Here is a 23,263-nt window from a genome sequence, read left to right as displayed (position 1 = left end):
ATTTAGTTGTTATTACAACTTTTCCCTGATTTTGATATTAAGTTTTCTTGTACTTTTTTTATGACTTCTATTGTTGATTTTATCTCTTCTGTTGAAATATTTTCTTGTAATGATTGTGCAAAACCCTCTATAATTGGTAATGTTTCTTTAAATAATAATTCTCCTTTTTTAGTTAAAAAAACATGGTTAATTCTCTTATCTAATTTTGATGGAATTCTAGCCACCAAACTTTTCTTTTCCATTGTATTTATTAACCTTGTAAGTGAGGTTTTATCTCTTCCTGTTAAAAAAGCTAACTCTTGCTGTGGCACACCATCTTTCTCATCTAATTTCTTCAACAATATCCATTGTGTTTTCGTGAGCTTAATATTTTTCTCATGAAAGATATCTTGAATATGATTGTCAATCATTTTCGTTGTTTTACCTAACCAAGGTGCTAATGTATTTTCTAATCCCATAAAAGCTATTTATAAGATACAAAATTACGGTTAAGGTTTAATTTAGTTGCATATACAACAAGTTAACTTTCTGTTAAAAAAGGCATAAAAAAAACCTGAAGATTGCTCTTCAGGTTTATATTATAATTTACAAATAAGTAATTATTTACTTAAATACATTTTTCTTCTAGAGTATAAATCGTAGAAATCATCGTCTCTTAAATTATCTATAAATAAAATGCTCTCTCCTGTACTCTTCATTTCTGGTCCTAGATTCTTATTTACATTTGGAAATTTATTAAAAGAGAATACTGGTTGCTTGATTGCAAACCCTTCCAACTGTGGATTAAAATCAAAATCAGTCACTTTTTTATCTCCTAACATTACCTTCGTAGCATAGTTTACATAAGGTTCTTTATAAGCTTTTGCTATAAACGGAACAGTTCTAGATGCTCTAGGGTTTGCTTCAATGATGTATACTTTATCATCTTTAATAGCAAACTGAATATTAATTAATCCAACAGTATCTAATGCTAGTGCTATTGTTTTTGTATACTCTCTTATTTGATCTAATACTAACTCACCTAAGTTAAAAGCAGGTAATGTAGCATTAGAATCTCCTGAGTGAATTCCACAAGGTTCTATATGCTCCATAATACCGATAATGTATACATTTTCTCCATCACAAATTGCATCTGCTTCTGCTTCAATTGCACCTTCTAGATAATGATCTAATAATAATTTGTTATTTGGAATCTTACGTAATAAATCAACTACATGCTCTAATAACTCTTCTTTATTGATTACAATTTTCATTCCTTGACCTCCTAATACATATGAAGGACGTACTAAAATTGGAAAATCCAACTCATCTGCCAACTTTAATGCTTCATCAGCATTTTCTGCCACACCAAATTCAGGATAAGGAATGTTATTTTCTTTTAATAATGTTGAGAAACTTCCTCTATCTTCTGCTAAATCTAACGCTTTGTAACTTGTTCCGATAATTGGAATCCCGTAACGATCTAACTTCTCAGCTAATTTTAAAGCTGTTTGTCCGCCTAACTGAACAATTACACCTTCTGGCTTCTCATGCTTAATGATATCGTAGATGTGCTCCCAGAAAACAGGCTCGAAGTATAACTTATCAGCTGTATCGAAATCTGTAGAAACAGTTTCTGGGTTACAGTTAATCATAATTGTTTCGTAACCAGCTTCTTTTGCTGCATAAACTCCGTGAACACAACAATAATCAAATTCAATACCTTGTCCGATACGGTTTGGTCCAGATCCTAAAACGATAATCTTTTTCTTGTCAGATACTTTACTCTCATTTGCCACATAACGTTCTCCATCAGCAGTTTCAATCTCTTGCTCGAATGTTGAATAGTAGTAAGGAGTTTGTGCTTTAAATTCAGCAGCACAAGTATCAACTAATTTATAAACACGTTTGATTTTATAATCTTCACGCTTCTTGTATACTTCACTTTCTAAACAGTTTAACATGTGAGCGATCTGACGATCTCCATATCCTTTTTGTTTAGCTTCAAGTAATAATTCTCTATCTAAAGTATCAATTGTATATGTAGAAATTTCCTTCTCTAAGTGGAATAACTCTTCGTATTGTTTTAAATACCACATATCAATCTTAGTGATATCATAAATCTTACTTAAAGGAATTCCCATTGCAATGGCATCATAAATTGCGAAAACACGATCCCAACTTGCATGAGTTAATTTATCTATTACTTGGTTATAATCTTTATATCCTTTTCCGTCTGCTCCTAAACCGTTACGCTTAATCTCTAAAGATTGAGTTGCTTTGTGTAACGCTTCTTGGAACGAACGCCCAATTCCCATTACTTCACCTACTGCTTTCATTTGTAAGCCTAAAGTTCTATCTGAACCTTCGAACTTATCAAAGTTCCAACGAGGAATTTTCACGATTACATAATCTAAAGTTGGCTCAAATAATGCAGAAGTAGACTTTGTAATCTGGTTATCTAATTCATCTAAAGTATAACCGATTGCTAATTTAGAAGCGATTTTTGCAATTGGATATCCTGTTGCTTTACTTGCTAAAGCAGAAGAACGAGATACACGTGGATTAATTTCAATTGCGATGATATCTTCTTTTTCGTCTGGAGAAACTGCGAACTGTACATTACATCCACCGGCAAATTCACCAATACTACGCATCATTTTAATTGCCATATCACGCATTTTCTGATAAGTTTTATCAGATAATGTCATTGCTGGAGCAACTGTGATAGAATCACCAGTATGAATTCCCATTGGATCCATATTTTCAATAGAACAGATAATAACAACATTATCGTTATCATCACGAAGTAATTCTAACTCGTACTCTTTCCACCCCATCATGGCTTTATCAATCATAACTTCGTGGATTGGAGAAATCTCTAAACCTCTAGTTAATGATTTTTCAAACTCTTCTTCGTTATACACGATAGAAGCTCCTGCTCCACCTAATGTAAATGAAGCTCTAATACATAATGGAAAACCAAACTCCTGAGCAATTTCTTTACCTTTTAAATATGAAGTAGCTGTAGCTTGTGGTGCCATCGGTACATCGATAGTTCCCATTAACTCTCTAAACTTCTCTCTGTCTTCTGTGATATTAATTGCATCAATATCTACTCCGATAATCTCTACTCCAAAATCTTCCCAAATACCTTTTTCGTCAGCCTCGATACATAAGTTTAATGCTGTTTGACCTCCCATTGTTGGTAAAACTGCATCTATTTGTGGGTGTTCTTTTAAAATTTTGATTATAGAACGAGTATTAAGAGGTAATAAGTAAACGTGATCCGCCATTGAAGGATCAGTCATTATCGTTGCTGGATTAGAATTGATTAATATCGTTTCAATTCCATCTTCTCGTAATGAACGTAATGCTTGCGATCCTGAATAGTCAAATTCACACGCTTGTCCGATTACAATCGGTCCAGATCCAATAATTAAAATCGATTTTAGTTCTTCTCTCTTAGGCATTTGTGTTGTATTGTGTTGTTTATGTAAAAATATAAAATTGATTAGGTATAAAAAAAGGTGTTACTAATAAAAAGTAACACCTCTATATAATTGAATAACAATCATTATTTCTTTGGTCTCGTTTCAGATGAAACTGATAATTTTTTTCTTCCTTTCGCTCTTCTTCTAGCTAATACTTTTCTACCATTAGCAGAAGCCATTCTTTCGCGGAAACCGTGTTTGTTTCTTCTCTTTCTTTTTGATGGTTGGTAGGTTCTCTTACTCATTTTAAATAAATCTTAAAATTTTTCTAAACTTATCTTTTGCTAATAGTGAAATTCGACTGCTAAAAGCGTGGGCAAATATACAACAGTTTTTCATTTTGACAAATCTTAAAAAGCTTTTTTTTAGAATATTTTTTTTAGAGCAATTTTCACACATTTTTTTATACTTTTTGGTTGCAAAATCTATCATTGTTATTACTTTTGCCCAAACCTAATACTACATGAACAACACTAAATATGTATTCGTAACAGGTGGTGTAACTTCGTCACTTGGTAAAGGAATTATTGCTGCCTCTTTAGCAAAGTTACTACAAGAACGTGGATATTCTGTTACAATTCAAAAACTGGACCCTTACATTAATATAGATCCAGGTACTTTGAACCCATATGAACATGGGGAATGCTATGTTACAGATGATGGTGCAGAAACGGACTTAGATTTAGGTCACTACGAGCGCTTCTTAAACATTCCTACTTCACAAGCCAACAATGTTACAACTGGTAGAATTTACCAATCTGTAATTAATAAGGAAAGAAGAGGAGATTTCTTAGGTAAAACAGTTCAGGTTATTCCTCACATCACTGATGAAATTAAACACCGCATTAAGATTTTAGGAAACACTGGCGATTATGATATCGTAATTACTGAAATTGGTGGAACTGTTGGTGATATTGAGTCGTTACCTTACATTGAAGCTGTTCGTCAATTACAATGGGAACTTGGTGAAGATAATGCTATTGTTATTCACTTAACTTTAGTTCCTTATTTAGCAGCTGCTGGAGAATTAAAAACGAAACCAACACAACACTCTGTAAAAATGTTAATGCAAAGTGGTATTGGTCCGAATATCTTAGTATGTAGATCAGAACATGAAATTTCTGAAGACATAAAAAGAAAACTAGCTTTATTCTGTAATGTAAAGAAAGAAGATGTGATTCAATCTTTAGATGCTGAAACAATATATGACGTTCCTAATCTAATGTTTGAAGAAGGTTTAGATCGTGTAGTGCTAAATAAATTAGATCTTTCTACAGAAAAACAACCAGAACTTGTTGATTGGAACTGTTTCGTTAAAAAATATAAGAATCCAAAGCGCACTTTAGAAATTGGACTTATTGGAAAATATGTAGAATTACACGATTCATATAAATCGATTACCGAAGCATTTATTCATGCTGGTTCTACTCATGAAGCTAAAGTAAATGTTCGTTGGATTCATTCTGAAGAATTATCAGTAGATAATATTAAAGAACATTTAGAAGGTTTAGATGGTATGTTAGTTGCTCCTGGTTTTGGAGAACGTGGAATTGAAGGTAAAATTGAAGCTGTTAAATATGCTAGAGAAAATAACATTCCTTTCTTAGGAATTTGTTTAGGTATGCAAATGGCAGTGATTGAATTTGCTAGAAACGTATTAAACTTATCTGATGCGAATTCTACTGAAATGAACGAAAAAACTTCTGCTCCTGTTATTAACTTAATGGAAGAGCAAAAAGATATTACCGACATGGGAGGTACAATGCGTTTAGGAGCTTGGGATTGCCAATTAACTGAAGATTCTAAAACTTTTGATGCGTATAAAACTGCTGATATTAGTGAAAGACATCGTCACAGATATGAGTTCAATAGTGAATATAAAGAACAAATTGAAGCGGCAGGTATGAAAGCAACTGGTATTAATCCAAAAACAGGATTAGTAGAAGTTGTTGAAATTCCAAATCACCCTTGGTTTGTTGGTGTACAATATCATCCAGAATACAAGAGTACGGTTTTAAATCCGCATCCTTTATTCTTAAGCTTTATAGAAGCTGCAATCAAATATTCAGAAAACTAATTTCTTAATTATATACATGTAAAGGCATCAACAATAGTTGGTGCTTTTTTATTTAGAAAACAATATCTTTATACTTAATAATCTATTGTTTTACATGGTTGCATTACAACAACAAATTCAATCTTATTTTGGTATTACTCCAGATGAATTTGTAGCTATTGAACATTTGTTCTCGAAAACTGAATTAGCTAAAGGAAGTTACTTTGTTAAGAAAAGTCAGTATTGCGAAAAGTTAAGCTTTATTAAAAGTGGATTCATACGCATTTATGCAACAGAGAACGATAAAGAAGTTACACAATGGATTTCTACCGAAGGATATTTTATTACAGATTTACATAGCTTTATTTTTGATCAAAGATCAAGATGGAATATGCAGGCTTTAAACAACTGTGTATTGTACACTATCACCAAAGAAAACTATAAAAAGCTTTATCAAATTTTACCTAATTGGTATCAAATTGAGAAAAAGTTTGTTGCTAGCTGTTTTACTATTCTTGAAAATCGAGTTTTTGATCATCTTTCCTTAAATTCTGAAGAACGTTATTTGAAGTTTTTCAGTCAAAATAAAACATTATTCAACGAAGTTCCTTTGCAATATTTAGCATCTATGTTAGGAATGACTCCTGAAACTTTAAGTAGAATTCGTAAAAAACATAATTCTTGATTTATATCAAGAGTAACAGTTCTATTCTTTCAGAAATTTGTTTTCATAAACTATAACTCATGAGAACAGAAATTACTACCTCAACTCAAATAAATGCTTCACCAGAAAAAGTTTGGAGTATTCTCTTAGATTTTAATAACTATTCAAACTGGAATCCTTTTATTACAAGTATAACTGGGGTTCCTAAAAAAGGAGAAAAACTTCATGTTCAAATCGGTTCTATGCAATTCTCTCCTATTATTCTTGAATATAACATCAACAAAGAATTAAAATGGAAAGGAAAGTTACTTTTTAACGGCCTGTTTGATGGAAAACATCGATTTTTACTAGAAGACAATAAAGATGGAACTACAACTTTTATTCACTCTGAAAAATTCTTCGGAATCTTAGTTCCTTTATTTTCAAAGAAGATTCACACAGAAGTCAGAAATGGTTTTATCAGTATGAACAAAGCGTTAAAAGAAATTGCTGAACGAGTTTAAAATTACTATTCAAATTTAATCGCTTTTGAAGGTTGTATTTTAGATATAATCATTGATGGAACCAATAACATCACTAAACACAATAACAACGTTCCTATATTAAGTAAAAACAAGTAAAAGAAGTTAAATTCTACTGGTACTGTAGATACGTTATATGTTTGCGGATCTAATCCAATTACTTTAAAATATTTCTGAATTAACAACAACACAAAAGCGATGAGGTTTCCCCAGAAAAGACCTTTTAAGATTAAATATCCTGCATTGTATAAAAATACTTTTCGAATTTCTTTATTCTTACTACCTAAGGATTTTAAAATCCCGATCATTTGTACACGCTCTAGAATAAGTACTAATAGCGCAGTTATCATATTTATTCCAGCAACTAAAATCATTATTCCAATAATAAACCAAACATTATTATCAAAAAGTTTTAGCCAATCGAAAAGTTGCCAGAAATTCTGTAATAAAGTACTTGCTTGTAAAGTCGGACTAATATTTAAATTAATCTCCTCCCCTTTTTCTTTTAAAAGATCAAAATCATCAATTAATACTTCGAATCCTCCAACTTCATTATCTTTCCATCTATTAATTCGTTGTACTTCTTTCAAATCACCAACAATAATAGAATTATCAAATTCAGCAAAACCAGTTTTATAAACTCCAACAACTACAGGTTTTCTAGATTTAAATCCGGTTGAAGATTCCACTTGAAAACCAATATTTATAGTATCATTTAAATTTAATTGTAACTGATCTAAAACTGATTTAGAGATTAAAATTTCTCTATTTCTTGGTTGATCGTAGTTTGGTAATCTTCCTTCAACTAAAAAATCTTTGAAAAATGAGAAATCATAATCTTTATTTACACCTTTAAAAACAACTCCTTGAAAATCGGATTTCGTTCTAATTAAGCCGGCTTTGTTAATGTAAGGTTGTACTTTTTTTATCCCAGAAACGTTTTTAAAATTAGGATAAAAATCCTGATTCAGATCTATTGGAACTGTAGAAACATCTGAAAAATTATTATCATAATTTGTGATCTGAACATGTCCTTTAAATCCTGCAATTTTTTCTCGAATCTTATTCTTAAAACCTAAACTTACCGATACAGAAATAGACATAATAGCAATACCTAAACTAATAGCAACGATCGCTATTTTTATTATTGGTGATGAAATACTATTTTTATGCTCTTTACCAGCAATTATACGTTTTGCAATAAATAATTCGTAATTCAAAGAAATGTTTTTTAATACAACCAAAAGTACATATTTATTCTTGTTTTTAACTACGATTTTTTTTCTTAGTTCTTGTAAACAAACTTCAGAAGTTTCACCTCAAAAGAACCAGGAAACAGAAATTATTCCTGAAGAAAAAGATACCATAATAGTTACCGCAGCTGATCAAACTGCAATTTATATTCCGAAAATTATAGGAAAGAAAGTAGGAATTATTGCAAATCAAACTTCTGTGATTAATAAAATTTCGAAGTTTAATCCAGAAATTAAAGGTATTCACTTAGTTGATTATCTACACAATTCTGATACAATTGATGTGATAAAAGTTTTTGCTCCTGAACACGGATTTAGAGGTAAAGCTGATGCAGGTGAAAAGGTAAAAGATGGTATTGATACTAAAACTGGATTGCCGATTATTTCTTTATACGGAAAAAACAAAAAGCCTTCTGCTAAACAATTAGAAGGTATCGATTTCATGATTTTTGATATTCAAGATGTAGGCGCACGTTTTTATACTTACATTTCTACGTTGCATTATGTAATGGAAGCTTGTGCTGAAAATAATATTCCTTTACTTGTTTTAGATCGACCAAATCCTAATGGTCATTATGTAGATGGGCCAATGTTAGAAACTGAACACAAAAGTTTTATTGGAATGCATAAAGTCCCTGTAGTATATGGAATGACAATTGGTGAATATGGTAAAATGATTAACGGAGAAAAGTGGTTAAAAAATGGAATTCAGTGTGATCTAACTGTAGTACCGATCAAAAATTACACGCATCATTCTACGTACAGTTTACCAATTAAGCCTTCACCAAACTTACCAAATGATAATTCTATCAATTTATATCCAAGTCTTTGCTTCTTTGAAGGAACTAATGTTTCTGTTGGTAGAGGAACATCTAAACAATTTCAGATTGTTGGTAGTCCATTTCATCATTTAAAAAGACACCATTATAATTTTACGCCAAAACCAAATGAAGGTGCTAAATACCCAAAACATGAAAACAAAGAATGTTACGGTTACGATTTATCTTCGGAAGAGAGATTACAACAGCTAAATTTACAATGGTTAATTGAATTCTATAATGCTCATAAAGAATACTCAAAAGAAAAAGTATTTTTCACTTCTTTCTTCACTAAATTAGCTGGAACTAAACAATTACAACAACAAATTGAAGATGGTTTATCTGAAGAAGAAATCAGAAAAACTTGGCAAAAAGATCTTGAAGAATTTAAGAAAGTAAGAGCTAGATATTTACTTTACGACGAATAGAAAACCCTTGAGCTTTCATCCATTCATCAGAATAAATCTTATCCATATAACGAATTCCATGATCTGGTAAAATTACAACAACAAAACTATCCGATTTAAACATTCCTTTTTCGGCATATTGCTGTGTTGCTTGAATTACAGCTCCAGATGTATAACCACATAATAAACCTTCGTTACGAACTAGTTCTCTTGCTGCTAATGCTGCGTCTTCATCAGTTACCTTTTCATAAATATCTATGACATCAAAATCTGTTGAAGTAGGAATTAAGTTTTTTCCTAAACCTTCAATTTTATATGGTGAAATTTCGTTTGGATCAAACTCTTTTGTTTCGTGAAACTTTTTAATTGCAGAACCAACTGCATCTACTCCTAAAACTTTAATATCTGGATTTTGTTCTTTCAAAAATCTTCCTGTTCCAGAAATAGTTCCTCCTGTTCCACTAGCTACAACTAAATGTGTAATTCTACCTTCCGTTTGTTTCCAAATTTCTGGTCCGGTTGTCTCATAATGAGCTTCTATATTTAACTCATTAAAATATTGATTGATGTAAATAGAGTTTGGAGTTTCACGATGTATTCGCTTCGCAGTTTCGTAATAAGATCTAGGATCATCAGCTGCCACATTTGCAGGACAAACATGTACCTCTGCTCCCATTGTTTTTAAAACATCAATCTTATTTTTTGAAGATTTATCACTTACAGCTAAAATACAACGATAGCCCTTTACTAGACTTATCATTGCTAAGCTGAATCCTGTGTTACCTGAAGTAGTTTCTACAATAGTATCTCCTGGTTTTAAAATACCTTTCTTTTCAGCATTTTCTATAATATGAAGTGCAATTCTATCTTTTGCTGACTGTCCTGGGTTAAAAGATTCTAGCTTTGCGAAATATTCCCCTGGTAACTCTTTAGTTATGTTATGTAATCTAACAATCGGGGTCTCTCCTACTAAATCTAAAATCGAATCTACTATTGCTTTGTTCCTATCCATTCTATATATAAAGAAACGTTATTGCAAAATTTATCATCTAATTGTAATTGAGATGTTTGTTTTTACAATAACGCTTACACTTACTCAATCGAGGGCAAAAATATAATTATTTTTCTAACTTATCTTCTAATGCTAATAAGAAAGTATATTCTCTAGCAGTTTCTTTTAAAGAATCGAACCTACCAGATGCTCCTCCATGACCTGCTTCCATATTCGTATGTAAGAATAATAGATTATCGTCTGTCTTTACTTCTCTTAATTTTGCAACCCATTTCGCTGGTTCCCAATATTGCACTTGACTATCGTGTAATCCTGTAGTTACCAACATATTTGGATATGATTTTCCTTCTACTTGATCGTATGGTGAATACGATTTAATGTAATCATAATATTGCTTATCGTTTGGATTTCCCCATTCGTCATATTCTCCAGTCGTTAATGGAATACTATCATCTAACATTGTAGAAATTACATCAACAAAAGGTACAGCAGCTATAATTCCGTTATATAATTCAGAATCCATGTTTACTACAGCTCCCATTAATAAACCTCCAGCAGAACCTCCCATTGCATATAAATGCTTTGGAGAAGTATATCCGTTATCAATTAAATATTTAGAGCAATCAACAAAATCGTTAAACGTGTTTTTCTTATTCAACATTTTTCCATCTTCATACCATTCTCTTCCTAAATATTGACTCCCTCTAATATGTGCTAAAGCGAAAATAAAACCTCGGTCTAACAGACTTAAACGTGTTGTTGAAAATCCATCAGAAACCGTATATCCATAAGAACCATATGCATATTGTAACACTGGAGTATTTTCGTCTATTTTAGTATCTTTTCGGTAAACAATAGAAAGTGCAACTTTTTTACCATCTCTGGTAGTTACCCATAAACGCTTACTTTCGTAATTATTTTTATCGAATTTTCCGCCTAATACTTCTTGCTCCTTTTTTATTTCTTTGGATTGATCTTTCATATTGAAATCAATCACAGAACTTGGAGTCGTCATTGAATTGTATGAATAACGAATTACATCTGTATCAAACTCTGGATTTGAATACACACCTGCAGAATATGTTTCTTCATCAAAAGGTAAATAGTAATCTTCAGTTCCATCCCAACGTTTTATTCTTGTTTTGAATAATCCATTGTTTCTTTCTTCAAGAACTAAATAATCTTTAAAAATTGAGAAATCTTCCAAGAAAGTATCTTCTCTATGCGGAATCACATCTACCCAATTTTCTTTAGCTGTATTATCTTCTGGAGTTTTCATAACTTTAAAGTTAGTTGCTCCATTCATATTTGTCTTGATATAGAAATGATCTTCATAGTGAGCTATATCATATTCTAAATCACGCTCACGTGGCTGAATTAAACGAAACTCACCATTTGGATTATCAGCTTCTAAAACTTGATATTCACTAGAAACAGTACTGTAAGATCCAATTACTAAATATTTTCTCGATTTTGTTTTGGTTACAAAAGTTCCGAAAGTTTCATCTTTCTCTTCAAATACTAATACATCTTCAGAAGTATCTGTACCTAAAACATGCTTATAAATTTTAGAACTTCTTAATGTTACAGGATCTTTTTTAGTATAGAATAATGTTTTATTATCATTAGCCCAAACACTTCCCCCTGTTGTATTCTCTATTTTATCATCATAAATTTCACCTGTATCAAGGTTTTTTACTTTAATAAAATACTGTCGTCTACTTACTGTATCTGTTGCATAAGCTACCAACTTATTATCTGAAGTTACATTTAGTCCGCCCAACTGAATATAATCATGTCCTTCTGCTTCTTTATTAACATCAAACATAATTTCTTCTTCCGCTTCTAAACTACCTTTCTTTCTAGAATATATAGGATATTGCTGTCCTTTCTCATATCTAGTAATATAGAAGTAACCATTCTTTTTATAAGGAACCGACTCATCGTCTTCTTTAATTCTTCCTTTCATCTCTTCAAATAAAGAAGATTGAAAATCGTTTGTATGTCCCATTACATTATCGAAGTAAGTATTCTCAGCTTCTAAATAATCGTAAACTTCTTGAGTTTGCTCGTCTTTATTTTCTGCGTTTTTTTGTTCATCTGATAAACGCATCCAGAAATAATTATCAATTCTAACATCACCATGTTTTTCTAATGTTTCTGGTTTTTTAGGTGCTAAAGGAGGTATAATTTTATTTGCCATCTTTTCTTTTTTGCAGGAAGCAAAAATAACACTTAAAGCGATACTGAAAACAAGTTTTTTTCTCATTTCACTAATTTTTAGTTAAGTATTGTAGTAATTTTGTAGTTGAATTTTATTAAAACACAATTACATATGTTCGGAGATTTATCTGGAATGATGGATAAGCTTAAACAAGCACAACAAAAAGTTGAAGAAACAAAACAACGTTTAAATACTGTTTTGATTGATGAAAGTGGAGCTGAAGGAAAAATAAAAGTTACAGTTACTGCTAATAGAGAAATTAAAGCAATTACTGTTGATGATAGTTTATTACAAGATGCTGAAGAATTAGAAGATTATTTAGTTTTAACACTAAATAAAGCATTAAAAAGAGCTGGAGAAATTAACGAACAAGAAATGGCTGTAGCTGCTAAAAGTGGAATGCCTAACATTCCAGGAATGGACATGTTTAAATAATTTTTACGCTATGAATCTGAATCAAATTACTGTTCCTTCTTTAGACTTATCTAAGTCGGTTGCTTTTTACCAAAAACTAGGTTTAACTCTTATTGTAGATGCTTTACCTCATTATGCAAGATTTGTATGTCCTGATGGAAATTCAACTTTTTCATTACATTTAGTTGAAGAATTACCAAAAGGAGATGGAGTTTATGTTTATTTCGAGTGTGAGAATTTAGATGAGTATGTTGAGCAACTGAAAAAACAAGGAATTGTATTTGATCAAGATCCTGTAGATCAAACATGGCTATGGCGAGAAGCTCGATTAAAAGATGTAGATGGAAATCAACTTATATTATTTTATGGTGGTGAAAACAGAATTAATCCGCCATGGAAAATATAAAGTATGCATAAAGAGCCAGAAAAAAATATCGAGAGTCACATGCTTCCATGCATGAATAAAAAGATTTTTGGAATAGACTGTCCGGGTTGTGGTTTCCAACGTTCATCTGTATTAGTTTATAAAGGTGAATTTAAAGAAGCATTTCATATGTTTCCCGGTATTTATACTTCGATTCTTTTCTTTTTAGCTGTTATTGCGCATTTCATATTCAAAAAAAAGATCACTGTTAAAATTTTACTTATTATTGCTATTATTAATGTTATAACGATAACTATAGCGTATTTAATTAAAATGAATACAATATTTTTCAATTAAAAAAACTCACAAATTATGTTCGAATTAGAAGAAAGAACTTTACCTAATGCTAATGTTGTATTAGTGCTTGGAATTTTATCAATATTAGGATGCTGTTGTTACGGATTACCTGGTATTTTACTTGGCGTAGTAGCATTAATCTTACATAAAAAGGATAAAGATTTATATTTAGCTAATCCATCAATTTATACAAATTATTCCAACTTAAATGTTGGGTTTATTATGGCTATTATTGGTATTGCTTTAAGTGTACTTTACATTTCTTTAATTTTTTGGGCAGTTTCTATGATTGGATGGGATGCTTTACAAGATCCAGAATTAATGCGTGAACGATTAGAACAAATGCAGTAAAAAACTTTTTTCTGTTATCGAATATTATAAAGTGAGGAAATCACTCACTTTCAACAATACGAAAAAGCAAACTTTAAAAAGTTTGCTTTTTTCGTTAATAAAAAACACTCAAAAAATCACTTCTTATTTTTAAAATAACCTATTTTCGCCACCTTTTGTAAGATTACGGGGATTAAATAATGGGAGAAAAAAACTGGTTACATTACTATAAAAATAGTTTAACAGATAGCGAGAATTTAGCTGTAGATATTGCTAAAATTAAGAACTTACAATATCAAAACAATTCTGATCTTAGCAACGCTATTATTAACGCTAAACAAGCTACAGAACTTATAGATGCTGAAGAAAGAAGAATTAACAGACTTCGTGGTATTTTAAAAAAAGATAGTAGCAATTGGCACGAAATAGATAAAACTAAAATCTTAATCGCTCCTTTTCATTTAGAATATCAAACTGATAACCCTAAATTTAAACAACGAATTATTCATCCTTTTTGGATTTATGCTTCAGTGAATCGATTAGGTCAGTTATCTGCTCCTAAAGATATTTTCCCATTGATTGTTCGTAATTATATGACACCAATGGCTGATGTGAAAAACGATTTTATTTTCACTTCTATAGATACGGTTTTAGATGCTAAAGAAATCGAACCTCCAATGCCAGAATATGAAGATGAAGTTGTGCCTTGGGATGAATATTGGGATTATATCAACGAGGTTTTTGAAGCTATTACCTATAAAAATTTATTCAATTATAAAGTAGATCGATATACTACTCAGTTTAAACTAACTTATTTCGCGGTTAGTTCTAAAATATCTACGGCAAAAAGTATTTTGTTTTTGTATGAAAACTTAATTGAGTATGATGAGGAATTACCTTTACTCTCGAAAATAATTGATCCGTTACAAATAGAAAAACGAGATGCAATTACAGATGAAGATTTTCTAAATTACAATCATCTTCATTTGGGACAAATGTCTAATGAATTTCCTTTATCTGTAAGTCAACGTAAAACATTATTGTCTTATTTAGCCGGAGAAGAAAATTCTGTAACAGCCGTAAACGGACCTCCGGGAACTGGTAAAACAACATTATTACAAAGTTTAGTTGCTACAGAAGTCGTAAAAAGTGCAATCATTGGAGATGAACCTCCGATTGTTTTAGCTTGTTCTAACAACAATCAGGCTGTAACAAATATCATTGATAGTTTTATCAACTCAAAAAGTAGTTTAGAAGAATTATCTGAACGTTGGGTTCCAGATTTTAAAGGTTATGCTACTTACCTTCCTTCCAACGGAAAGAATGAAAAATACTTAGGTGATATTAATTTCTTAAAGGGAAATTTATTCGGTCATGAAGGTACTTTGTGTAATCTTGAAAATGAAGAATATTTAGATGAAGCCGAATATTATTTCTTAACAAAATATTGCAACTATTTCAATGTACAGAGTAATTCTTTAGAAGATGCAATTCATCATATTCAAGATGAAATCATCATTATTGAAGAACTCTTGATTGATAGTGTCGATTATCCTAGAAATCATATAAATTCAATTAAAAAAATAAACAGCTCGTTATTACATGAAGAAAATCATGTATCCCGAGAAAACTTTAATATCACTAAGCTTACAGAATGGAGAACTATTTTAAGTTCTTTAAAAGCTAGTTATAAAAAACCAGACTTTTTATCACTTGTAAAACAATATTTCAAAGTTAACTTTGAAGAAAATATTGATGGCAACGAATGGATTTTTAAAATTGATGAAAGCACCATCACAGATAAAGAGAGAACTAATACGTATTTAAAAGAGTTAATCAATTATTTAAACATTGCATTACAATCTAATTTGAAGCTAAAAAATTGGCGTCAAAAAATGAATATGCAAAGTTTCCCGATTACTAAAGAAGACGATTTATGGGCTTCGGAGTTTGAGAAGTTAAACTCAAAAAATCCAACACCTCGTTTTTATTATGACGAATTAGATATTTCTTTGCGCCATAAAGCATTCTTACTAGCTACTCATTACTGGGAAGGAAGATGGTTATTAGCCACAAGAGAAGCTTTAGAAGAAGACACAGAACGAGGAACTGGAGAACATGCAATAATGCTCAAATGGAAACGAAGAGCAATGTTAACTCCGTGTTTCGTTGCTACTTTTTATATGGCTCCGAGTCACTTTTTATATAGTCAATATCAAGGAGAAAACGAAAACGGAAAACCGATTTTCAAATATTTCCCACTGTATAACTTCCTCGATTTATTAATTATTGATGAAGCCGGACAAGTAACTCCTGAAGTTAGTATTCCTGTATTTGCTATTGCCAAAAAAGCTTTCGTTGTTGGAGATTTAAAACAAATTCAACCTATTTGGTCTATTCCTTCTCGAATTGATAGAGGTAATTTATCGAGCTTAAATATCATTCAACAAGATCAAGACATGGAGTATTTAGAAAACTCTGGAGTTTTGGCATCTAACGGATGTATTATGAAAATGGCTCAAAATTCTTGTGAATTTGAAACTCCAATTGCAAATACAAAAGAACAAGGGTTGATCTTATTAGAGCATAGACGTTGTAATGATGAAATTATAAACTTCTGTAACGAATTGGCCTATGGAGGTATTTTAAAACCTATGAAAGGAAAAGCAAGAGAAGGACAAGCTTTTCCATCAATGATGGCCTATCATATCGAAGGTGTAAGTGAACGTAAATACAATAGTCGACAGAATGTTCAAGAAGTAAAAGCAATTATAACTTGGTTACAACAAAATAAGGAGAGAATAAAAGAAGCTTATGATGTTGAACGCGTTGAAGAAGTTTTAGGAATTATCACACCTTTTGCTAGTCAGAAAGGAGAGCTTTCAAAGGCATTACTAGAAGCTGGTTTTAAAGTAAACGACATTAAACTTGGAACTGTACATGCTTTACAAGGTGCAGAACGAAGTATTATTTTATTTAGTTCTGTGTACACTAATGAAGATGAAGGAACCATGTTTTTTGAAAAAGATAATAAACCAAACATGCTTAATGTTTCTGTTTCTCGTGCAAAAGACAGTTTTATTTTATTTGGAGATACTAGAATTTTCGATGAGACAAAAAACACCCCTTCAGGAATATTGAAAAAACATTTAAATATTTACGAAACCACCAATTAATCATAAAAAAAGCCTCACAAAATTGTGAGGCTTTTTCTTTAATTAAAGTGTAATATTTTATTTATCAAACTCTAAAATTGTTTTCTTGATAATAGAAATACAATCTCTAAGTTCTTCTTCATTCATTACTAATGGTGGTGCAAAACGGATAATATTTCCATGAGTTGGTTTAGCTAACAATCCGTTATCTCTTAAACGCATACAAATATTCCAAGCAGTATCACTTTCTTCAGAATCGTTAATCACAATAGCATTTAATAAACCTTTACCTCTTACTAAAGTTACCAATTCAGTTTCGTCTACTAACTTCCCTATTTCTTCACGGAAAATCTTTCCTAAACGATCTGCATTTTCAGCTAAGTTTTCATCTCTTACAACTTCTAAAGCAGCTATTGCAACAGCAGCAGCAATTGGATTCCCTCCAAAAGTAGAACCATGGTTTCCAGGACGAATTACATTCATAATTTCGTCATTTGCTAAAACTGCAGATACTGGATAAGCTCCTCCACTTAATGCTTTTCCTAAGATTAAAATGTCTGGTTTTACATCTGGAGTTCCAGAACAGTTTTTATCTTCACAAGAACAGTTTCCACAAGTTGCTAATAAACGTCCTGTTCTAGCAATTCCTGTTTGTACTTCGTCTGCAATGAATAACACGTTATATTTTTCACATAATGCTTTCGCAGCAGCTAAATATCCTTCAGAAGGTACATAAACCCCAGCTTCACCTTGAATTGGTTCTGCCATAAATCCAGCTACATTCTTGTTATTCACTAACGCTTCTTCTAAAGCTTGTAAATTATCGTATTCAATTTTAATGAATCCATTTGTAAAAGGTCCGAAGTTTTTACGTGCTACAGGATCATTAGAAAATGAAATGATTGTTGTAGTTCTTCCGTGGAAATTATTCTTACATACAATAATTTCTGCTTCATTTTCATCAATTCCTTTTACCTCGTAAGCCCACTTTCTACAAATTTTTAAAGCAGTCTCAACAGCTTCTGCACCTGTGTTCATCGGTAATAACTTATCAAAACCAAAATACTCAGTTGCAAATTTTTCATACTGACCTAACATATCGTTATAAAACGCACGAGATGTTAAGGTTAATGTTTTTGCTTGATTTACCATTGCATCTACAATTTTCGGATGACAATGACCTTGATTTACTGCAGAGTACGCTGATAGGAAATCGTAATATTTCTTTCCTTCTACATCCCAAACATACACTCCTTCACCTTTGCTTAATACAACTGGTAACGGGTGGTAGTTGTGAGCTCCATACTTGTTTTCTAAATCGATTGCTTGCTGTGACGTTAATTTTTCTAAAACAGCCATTTCCTTAATTTTTTTAAAAATTTATAAAATAACCATTCCTACTGTACCTTTATTCTTTCGAAGAAGTTCGAAAAAGCAGCGTGGGAGAGAAATCATCCCTAAGAGGTCTGCAAATTAATAAATATTCATCGGCTAATGAAATCTTACTTCAAGCTTTTTGATGCTAATGATAGTATTTGTATTTCTAATCTTTTTATCTCTCTTAATAGCGCGTTTTTATCCATTTGCATCCAAGCAAATATCTTCAACATACTTACACCAAGTAAAAAAATGACAGCTCCGGTTGCCCATTTTATCAATTCTTTAGTTTCCGTGGCATCAAAAAACTGAACAAGGCAGTATATGAAAAACCCGAAAAAGATTAATGTAACCATATTCATAGCAACTAAAATCCATTTATTTTTCCCTTTGAATAAACCAAAAGCCATTTGCCAAATGTTTTGCTCTTCTAACTCTTGATAAAAAACAGCTTCTTCTTCTGTTAATGTTTCTTTTATCAATTCATCGATGTCTTCTGTAAATTTCATATTGTATTATTTTATTGTATTTTTTAATTTCTCTCTTGCATGAAATAATCTTGATTTCACTGTACCTACTGAAATGTTGAGCAATTCACTTATTTCAGTTAATGATCGTTCTTCAACATAAAAAAGACGTATTACTTGCTGATGTGCAAGCGTTAATTTTTTAATTGCAATTCTTAATTTTTCTTTCTTTTCATTTATTGATTCTTCTGAATTTTCTTCAAATTCAACATCTTCTTTATAAAATGTCAAGTGTTTTGTTTGTCGCTGCTTCTTTCTTAAATAATCCAAAGCTTTTCGTTTAACAATTTGTATTGCCCAACTCTTAAATTTACCGACATCTTCTAAAGTATCTAACTTATCTACAATAACAACCCAACTTTCTTGAGCTATATCTTTAGCAATCGCTGAACTTCTCACGTACGAAAAAGCAATTTTACAAAAAGGCTGATGCCACTTTTTTACTAAAATCAAAAGTGCTTTACGCTCTCCATTTACATAAGCTTTGATAAGCTCTTTATCTGTATGTGCAGTTTTGTTTTTCATAAGTTATGTTCACTTACATGACGCATATTTTCACAAAAGGTTCATTTTAATATAAATTAATATTCGAAACCAATCTCAATAAGAGATATCTTTTCTAATTTTGCAAACCTTTAAATCAATATACAGATGCCAAGAAGAGAACGTAACAAGTTTGTTAAAAGAGGAGAAATTATTGAAATTCTTATTGAAGACTATGCTTTTGGAGGAAAAGGTATAGGACGTATTCGTAACGAACATGGAGAATTTGTAGTTTTTGTTCCGAATACTTTACCAGGTCAATTGGTGAAAGCACGAGTTACAAAATCTCAAAAGAAATATGCAGAATGTAAATTGGTAGATGTACTTAAAGCTTCTGAAGATGAAATTCCTTCAAACTATCAAGAAGTTCCTGGTGCACCTTATATTCAACTTCCAATAGAAAAACAACACGAGTACAAATACACAAGTACAATGTCGTTATTCAAAAAAATAGGAAAGATTGAAAATATTGAAGACTACTTTGATGAATTTGTAAGTTCTCCAAATGTATTTCACTATAGAAATAAAATGGAATATAGTTTTTCTGCCATTGGATATGATCGTGAACAAAAAACCGATGTAGATGAATTTACACTTGGTTTTAAAAGACGTGGTGTTTGGTGGATGGGTGAAAATTTAGATAAGGATAGTGGTTTATTCGATGCTGAATTTGAAAATAGTTTAAAAAGGATTAGAACTTATTGTGAAGAAACTGGTTTGGCACCTTGGCACGGACCAAAAAAAGAAGGTTTTTTCAGATATTTTGTAGTTCGAAAATCATACAAAACCAACGAATTACTTTGTAACTTAGTTACTACATCTAAAGATTTACCGAAATTTAGCATGCCTAATTTCGTTTCTCTTTTACAAGAGTTATTTGGCGATCGATTAGCTGGACTGTTACATACTATAAACGATGAAACTGGAGATAGAACAATCGCTACTTCTGGAAGTATTGATTTGGTATATGGTAAAGATAAAATTGTTGAGGAGTTATTAGGTTTGAACTTTGAAATTAGTATGAAAAGCTTTTTTCAAACAAATCCGAAATCAGCTGAGAAACTTTATAGTAAAGTAATTGATTATGCTTTAGAAAATAAAGATGCAATTGATAACACAATTGTAATGGATTTATTTTGTGGTACAGGAACTATCGGTCAAATATTAGCTTCTCGTAGTGAAAATGCTAAAATTGTTGGAGTTGATATTGTCGCTTCTGCAATTGAAGATGCTAAGAAAAATGCCAAACGTAATAATATTGAAGGCGTAGAATTTTATGCAGCTGATGTTGGTAAGTTTTTACTAGAACAACCTCAGTTCAAAAATAAAATAAAGACTATTATTTTAGATCCTGCTCGTGCTGGTATTGCTCCTAAAACACTTAAAAAAATCATAAATCTAAACGCAGATAGAATGGTTTATGTATCTTGTAACCCAGCTACTCAAGCTAGAGATACAGAGCAATTACAAGAAGCAGGTTATACTATTAAAAAAATAAGTTTAGTAGATCAATTTCCTCATACTGCTCATATCGAAACAGTAGTTTTATTTGAAAAGTAATAGTTTATGAGATTTTTAAAATATACTGTAATTCTAATTGTAGTTACAATTTGTTTTTTATCATGTGAAAAAGACGATTTCTGTACACAAACTCCTGTAACACCAAATCTTGTTTTACGCTTTTATGATAAAACAAACTTGACAGAATTTAAGGATGTACAACGTTTTTCTATGACAGCTTCTGGTATTCAAAATGCAGATAGTTTATTTATGAATATCACTGCAGACAGTATTGCAATTCCATTAAATACTTTAACGGAAGAAACTGTTTTCACTTTAAAAAGAAACGAAACAGATAGTGATGCTAGTGCAGGAAATGAATTTGCAACGCTAACAGTAAAATACACTCCAGAAAACGATTATGTATCACGTTCATGTGGTTTTAGAGTCATCTTTAATGAGGTTACTTTTGAAAAAACAGGATGGATTGATCGTTTATCTGTAACTGAAGTAGAATCTATTAAATCTCAAACAAATGCGCACGTTAACATATTTCACTAAGTTAGTCTTATTCTTATGTGTGGTTAACCTGCACGCTCAAAAAACTTCAAAAAAAAATACTCCTAAAGATACTGTAGTTTATAAAACTGGCTACGGATTACGTTTGGGTATCGATTTAAGCAAACCAGGATTAAGTTTTATAGATAAGAGTTATACTGGTTTTGAAATTGTTGGTGATTATCGTGTATCTAAGAACTGGTATGTTGCAGCTGAAATCGGTCACGAAGAAGAAATAACATTCGAAGACTTTACTACTTCAACTTCAAAAGGAAATTACATACGTTTAGGAGGAAACTTGAATACGTATACAAATTGGTTAGACATGAATAATGAAGTTTATGTTGGTGGTCGTTATGGTTTTGCCATCTTCGAACATACTCTTAATGAGTTTACACCAAATACTTCTACAGGTAATACTGCTACTCCTGATTTCTTTCCAATTCAAACGATTACAACTCCTGTTAGTGAATCTGGATTAACAGCACATTGGATTGAATTCCAATTAGGTATAAAAGTAGAAACATTTAAAAACCTTTTTATTGGATTTCACGGATCTTATAAAATCGGTTTAAGTATAGATGATCAAGATAATTTCAAAACATTATATGCTCCTGGTTTTAACAGAGTCTTTGAAAGTAATACAGGTTTCGGTTTTAACTACACAATTTCGTACCTAATTCCTTTTGTTAATAAATAATTTTAGAGCTTTCCCTCTATTTTACTACTTTTACATTAAGTAATAAACAAACTTATTAACAATGGATAGAATACCTAGCGTTGATTTAAGAGATTTTTTGTCTGAAGACGAAAATAGAAAGCAGAAATTTATAAATGAAATTGGAAACGCGTATGAAACTATTGGTTTTGTTGCATTAAAAGGGCACTTTTTAGATGAAACTTTAGTAGACAATTTATATGCACAAATCAAAAAGTTTTTCGAGTTACCTGTAGACACTAAACAGAAATATGAAATTCCTGGTATTGGTGGACAGCGTGGGTATGTTTCTTTCGGAAAGGAAAGTGCAAAAGGTAAAAAAGAAGGTGATTTAAAAGAGTTTTGGCATTTTGGTCAATATGTTGAAAATAATCCTACCTTAGAGAAAGAATATCCTGCAAACGTAAATGTAGAAGAGCTTTCTGAATTTAATGAAGTAGGAAAGCAAACCTATAAAATGTTAGAAAAAACAGCTAAGTATGTATTACGTTCTTTAGCTTTATTTCTAGATTTAGAAGAAGAATACTTCGATCAATATATCTTTAATGGTAATAGTATTTTAAGACCAATTCACTATCCGCCAATTCATGAAGAACCTAAAGGAGCTGTTAGAGCTGCTGCTCATGGTGATATTAATTTAATCACATTATTAATGGGAGCGCACGGAAAAGGATTACAAGTTCAAAATCATGATGGAGAATGGATTGACGCAATTGCTCAGCCAGATGAATTAATGATTAATGTTGGAGATATGTTATCTAGACATAGTAATAACAAGTTAAAATCTACAATACACCGTGTAGTAAATCCTCCAAAAGAGTTATGGGGAACTTCACGATATTCTATTCCTTTCTTTATGCATCCAGTTTCTGAAATGAAATTAGATGTTTTAGAAAACTGTATCGATGAAAACAATCCTAAACAATTTGAAGATATTACTGCTGGTGAATTCTTAAATGAGCGTTTACGCGAACTTGGATTAATAAAATAAG

The 23,263-nt window shown here is 31.2% G+C and carries 22 protein-coding genes; 13 read left to right on the top strand and 9 right to left on the bottom strand.

Features of this window, described 5'->3' with window-relative positions; genetic code table 11:
* Positions 1-2: 2 nt before the first annotated feature.
* The 3 genes from Q1A15_RS18170 to rpmH form a co-directional block, all read right to left on the bottom strand.
* On the bottom strand, positions 3-458 hold the full coding sequence (locus Q1A15_RS18170; RefSeq protein ID WP_299627382.1) for a MarR family transcriptional regulator: 456 nt from the start codon (positions 456-458) through the stop codon (positions 3-5).
* 141 nt (positions 459-599) lie between these two features.
* The gene (gene carB / locus Q1A15_RS18165; protein WP_299627380.1) at positions 600-3,452 is read right to left on the bottom strand and encodes a carbamoyl-phosphate synthase large subunit; all 2,853 of its coding nucleotides are present in this window, start codon (positions 3,450-3,452) and stop codon (positions 600-602) included.
* Positions 3,453-3,556: 104 nt separating this feature from the next.
* Entirely contained in the window at positions 3,557-3,718 is a 162-nt protein-coding gene (gene rpmH, locus Q1A15_RS18160) for a 50S ribosomal protein L34 (RefSeq protein ID WP_095072834.1), read from the bottom strand.
* 218 nt (positions 3,719-3,936) lie between these two features.
* Here rpmH and Q1A15_RS18155 point away from each other — a divergent pair, with 218 nt between their 5' ends.
* From Q1A15_RS18155 to Q1A15_RS18145, 3 genes are all read left to right on the top strand, one after another.
* Positions 3,937-5,550 (top strand): CTP synthase, encoded by a 1,614-nt coding sequence (locus Q1A15_RS18155; protein ID WP_299627377.1) that lies wholly within the window; start codon positions 3,937-3,939, stop codon positions 5,548-5,550.
* 94 nt (positions 5,551-5,644) lie between these two features.
* Positions 5,645-6,214, top strand: a complete 570-nt coding sequence (locus tag Q1A15_RS18150; RefSeq protein WP_299627376.1) for a Crp/Fnr family transcriptional regulator — start codon at positions 5,645-5,647, stop codon at positions 6,212-6,214.
* Positions 6,215-6,273: 59 nt separating this feature from the next.
* Entirely contained in the window at positions 6,274-6,696 is a 423-nt protein-coding gene (locus Q1A15_RS18145) for an SRPBCC domain-containing protein (RefSeq protein WP_299627375.1), read from the top strand.
* Between the two features lie 5 nt (positions 6,697-6,701).
* On the opposite strand, the gene Q1A15_RS18140 is transcribed toward Q1A15_RS18145, so the two are convergent.
* Positions 6,702-7,934: an FtsX-like permease family protein gene (locus Q1A15_RS18140; RefSeq protein ID WP_299627373.1), complete on the bottom strand. Its 1,233-nt coding sequence runs from the start codon at positions 7,932-7,934 to the stop codon at positions 6,702-6,704.
* A 4-nt stretch (positions 7,935-7,938) separates the two neighbouring features.
* On the opposite strand from Q1A15_RS18140, the gene Q1A15_RS18135 reads away from it, so the two are divergent.
* Entirely contained in the window at positions 7,939-9,213 is a 1,275-nt protein-coding gene (locus Q1A15_RS18135) for a DUF1343 domain-containing protein (protein WP_299627371.1), read from the top strand.
* On the opposite strand, the gene Q1A15_RS18130 is transcribed toward Q1A15_RS18135, so the two are convergent.
* Positions 9,188-10,204, bottom strand: a complete 1,017-nt coding sequence (locus Q1A15_RS18130; protein ID WP_299627369.1) for a cysteine synthase family protein — start codon at positions 10,202-10,204, stop codon at positions 9,188-9,190. The genes Q1A15_RS18135 and Q1A15_RS18130 overlap by 26 nt on opposite strands.
* A gap of 106 nt (positions 10,205-10,310) precedes the next feature.
* The gene (locus Q1A15_RS18125; RefSeq protein WP_299627367.1) at positions 10,311-12,473 is read right to left on the bottom strand and encodes a S9 family peptidase; all 2,163 of its coding nucleotides are present in this window, start codon (positions 12,471-12,473) and stop codon (positions 10,311-10,313) included.
* Positions 12,474-12,539: 66 nt separating this feature from the next.
* Here Q1A15_RS18125 and Q1A15_RS18120 point away from each other — a divergent pair, with 66 nt between their 5' ends.
* From Q1A15_RS18120 to Q1A15_RS18100, 5 genes are all read left to right on the top strand, one after another.
* Positions 12,540-12,863, top strand: a complete 324-nt coding sequence (locus tag Q1A15_RS18120; RefSeq protein ID WP_299627365.1) for a YbaB/EbfC family nucleoid-associated protein — start codon at positions 12,540-12,542, stop codon at positions 12,861-12,863.
* Between the two features lie 10 nt (positions 12,864-12,873).
* Positions 12,874-13,248: a VOC family protein gene (locus tag Q1A15_RS18115; protein ID WP_299627363.1), complete on the top strand. Its 375-nt coding sequence runs from the start codon at positions 12,874-12,876 to the stop codon at positions 13,246-13,248.
* 51 nt (positions 13,249-13,299) lie between these two features.
* On the top strand, positions 13,300-13,563 hold the full coding sequence (locus Q1A15_RS18110; protein WP_299627361.1) for a DUF2752 domain-containing protein: 264 nt from the start codon (positions 13,300-13,302) through the stop codon (positions 13,561-13,563).
* 15 nt (positions 13,564-13,578) lie between these two features.
* Complete coding sequence (locus tag Q1A15_RS18105) at positions 13,579-13,914, top strand: CCC motif membrane protein (protein ID WP_299627359.1); 336 nt, start codon at positions 13,579-13,581, stop codon at positions 13,912-13,914.
* 179 nt (positions 13,915-14,093) lie between these two features.
* Positions 14,094-17,069, top strand: coding sequence for an AAA domain-containing protein (locus Q1A15_RS18100; RefSeq protein WP_299627357.1), 2,976 nt, complete (start codon positions 14,094-14,096; stop codon positions 17,067-17,069).
* A 57-nt stretch (positions 17,070-17,126) separates the two neighbouring features.
* Here the strand turns inward: Q1A15_RS18100 and rocD are convergent, their stop codons facing one another.
* The 3 genes from rocD to Q1A15_RS18085 all read right to left on the bottom strand — a co-directional run bounded on the left by rocD (position 17,127) and on the right by Q1A15_RS18085 (position 19,477).
* A complete protein-coding gene (gene rocD / locus Q1A15_RS18095; protein ID WP_299627355.1) occupies positions 17,127-18,407 on the bottom strand; it encodes an ornithine--oxo-acid transaminase in 1,281 nt (426 codons plus the stop codon).
* A gap of 143 nt (positions 18,408-18,550) precedes the next feature.
* Positions 18,551-18,934, bottom strand: coding sequence for a DUF6768 family protein (locus Q1A15_RS18090; protein ID WP_299627353.1), 384 nt, complete (start codon positions 18,932-18,934; stop codon positions 18,551-18,553).
* Positions 18,935-18,940: 6 nt separating this feature from the next.
* Positions 18,941-19,477, bottom strand: a complete 537-nt coding sequence (locus Q1A15_RS18085; protein ID WP_299627351.1) for an RNA polymerase sigma factor — start codon at positions 19,475-19,477, stop codon at positions 18,941-18,943.
* 126 nt (positions 19,478-19,603) lie between these two features.
* On the opposite strand from Q1A15_RS18085, the gene rlmD reads away from it, so the two are divergent.
* The 4 genes from rlmD to Q1A15_RS18065 all read left to right on the top strand — a co-directional run bounded on the left by rlmD (position 19,604) and on the right by Q1A15_RS18065 (position 23,262).
* A complete protein-coding gene (gene rlmD, locus Q1A15_RS18080; RefSeq protein WP_299627348.1) occupies positions 19,604-21,055 on the top strand; it encodes a 23S rRNA (uracil(1939)-C(5))-methyltransferase RlmD in 1,452 nt (483 codons plus the stop codon).
* Positions 21,056-21,061: 6 nt separating this feature from the next.
* Positions 21,062-21,556, top strand: coding sequence for a DUF6452 family protein (locus tag Q1A15_RS18075; RefSeq protein ID WP_299627346.1), 495 nt, complete (start codon positions 21,062-21,064; stop codon positions 21,554-21,556).
* Positions 21,531-22,253 carry a DUF6048 family protein gene (locus Q1A15_RS18070; protein WP_299627344.1) on the top strand — a complete coding sequence of 241 codons (723 nt, stop codon included), beginning with the start codon at positions 21,531-21,533 and terminating at the stop codon, positions 22,251-22,253. The genes Q1A15_RS18075 and Q1A15_RS18070 overlap by 26 nt, the downstream gene beginning before the upstream one ends.
* A gap of 61 nt (positions 22,254-22,314) precedes the next feature.
* Complete coding sequence (locus Q1A15_RS18065) at positions 22,315-23,262, top strand: 2-oxoglutarate and iron-dependent oxygenase domain-containing protein (protein WP_299627342.1); 948 nt, start codon at positions 22,315-22,317, stop codon at positions 23,260-23,262.
* Position 23,263 lies beyond the last annotated feature (1 nt).

The organism is uncultured Tenacibaculum sp., assembly GCF_947495995.1.
Lineage (GTDB): Bacteria > Bacteroidota > Bacteroidia > Flavobacteriales > Flavobacteriaceae > Polaribacter.
Note: the sequence above shows the minus strand (reverse complement) of the source record. Positions and strands in the feature narration are given on the sequence as shown.

Coding starts and splice junctions, on each gene's coding strand:
- Q1A15_RS18145 (WP_299627375.1), top strand. CDS start 6,274: ATGAGAACAGAAATTACTACCTCAACTCAAATAAATGCTTCACCAGAA.
- Q1A15_RS18065 (WP_299627342.1), top strand. CDS start 22,315: ATGGATAGAATACCTAGCGTTGATTTAAGAGATTTTTTGTCTGAAGAC.
- carB (WP_299627380.1), bottom strand. CDS start 3,452: ATGCCTAAGAGAGAAGAACTAAAATCGATTTTAATTATTGGATCTGGA.
- Q1A15_RS18110 (WP_299627361.1), top strand. CDS start 13,300: ATGAATAAAAAGATTTTTGGAATAGACTGTCCGGGTTGTGGTTTCCAA.
- Q1A15_RS18075 (WP_299627346.1), top strand. CDS start 21,062: ATGAGATTTTTAAAATATACTGTAATTCTAATTGTAGTTACAATTTGT.
- rocD (WP_299627355.1), bottom strand. CDS start 18,407: ATGGCTGTTTTAGAAAAATTAACGTCACAGCAAGCAATCGATTTAGAA.
- Q1A15_RS18105 (WP_299627359.1), top strand. CDS start 13,579: ATGTTCGAATTAGAAGAAAGAACTTTACCTAATGCTAATGTTGTATTA.
- rlmD (WP_299627348.1), top strand. CDS start 19,604: ATGCCAAGAAGAGAACGTAACAAGTTTGTTAAAAGAGGAGAAATTATT.
- Q1A15_RS18130 (WP_299627369.1), bottom strand. CDS start 10,204: ATGGATAGGAACAAAGCAATAGTAGATTCGATTTTAGATTTAGTAGGA.
- Q1A15_RS18115 (WP_299627363.1), top strand. CDS start 12,874: ATGAATCTGAATCAAATTACTGTTCCTTCTTTAGACTTATCTAAGTCG.
- rpmH (WP_095072834.1), bottom strand. CDS start 3,718: ATGAGTAAGAGAACCTACCAACCATCAAAAAGAAAGAGAAGAAACAAA.
- Q1A15_RS18090 (WP_299627353.1), bottom strand. CDS start 18,934: ATGAAATTTACAGAAGACATCGATGAATTGATAAAAGAAACATTAACA.
- Q1A15_RS18120 (WP_299627365.1), top strand. CDS start 12,540: ATGTTCGGAGATTTATCTGGAATGATGGATAAGCTTAAACAAGCACAA.
- Q1A15_RS18100 (WP_299627357.1), top strand. CDS start 14,094: ATGGGAGAAAAAAACTGGTTACATTACTATAAAAATAGTTTAACAGAT.
- Q1A15_RS18085 (WP_299627351.1), bottom strand. CDS start 19,477: ATGAAAAACAAAACTGCACATACAGATAAAGAGCTTATCAAAGCTTAT.
- Q1A15_RS18170 (WP_299627382.1), bottom strand. CDS start 458: ATGGGATTAGAAAATACATTAGCACCTTGGTTAGGTAAAACAACGAAA.
- Q1A15_RS18135 (WP_299627371.1), top strand. CDS start 7,939: ATGTTTTTTAATACAACCAAAAGTACATATTTATTCTTGTTTTTAACT.
- Q1A15_RS18070 (WP_299627344.1), top strand. CDS start 21,531: ATGCGCACGTTAACATATTTCACTAAGTTAGTCTTATTCTTATGTGTG.
- Q1A15_RS18150 (WP_299627376.1), top strand. CDS start 5,645: ATGGTTGCATTACAACAACAAATTCAATCTTATTTTGGTATTACTCCA.
- Q1A15_RS18155 (WP_299627377.1), top strand. CDS start 3,937: ATGAACAACACTAAATATGTATTCGTAACAGGTGGTGTAACTTCGTCA.
- Q1A15_RS18125 (WP_299627367.1), bottom strand. CDS start 12,473: ATGAGAAAAAAACTTGTTTTCAGTATCGCTTTAAGTGTTATTTTTGCT.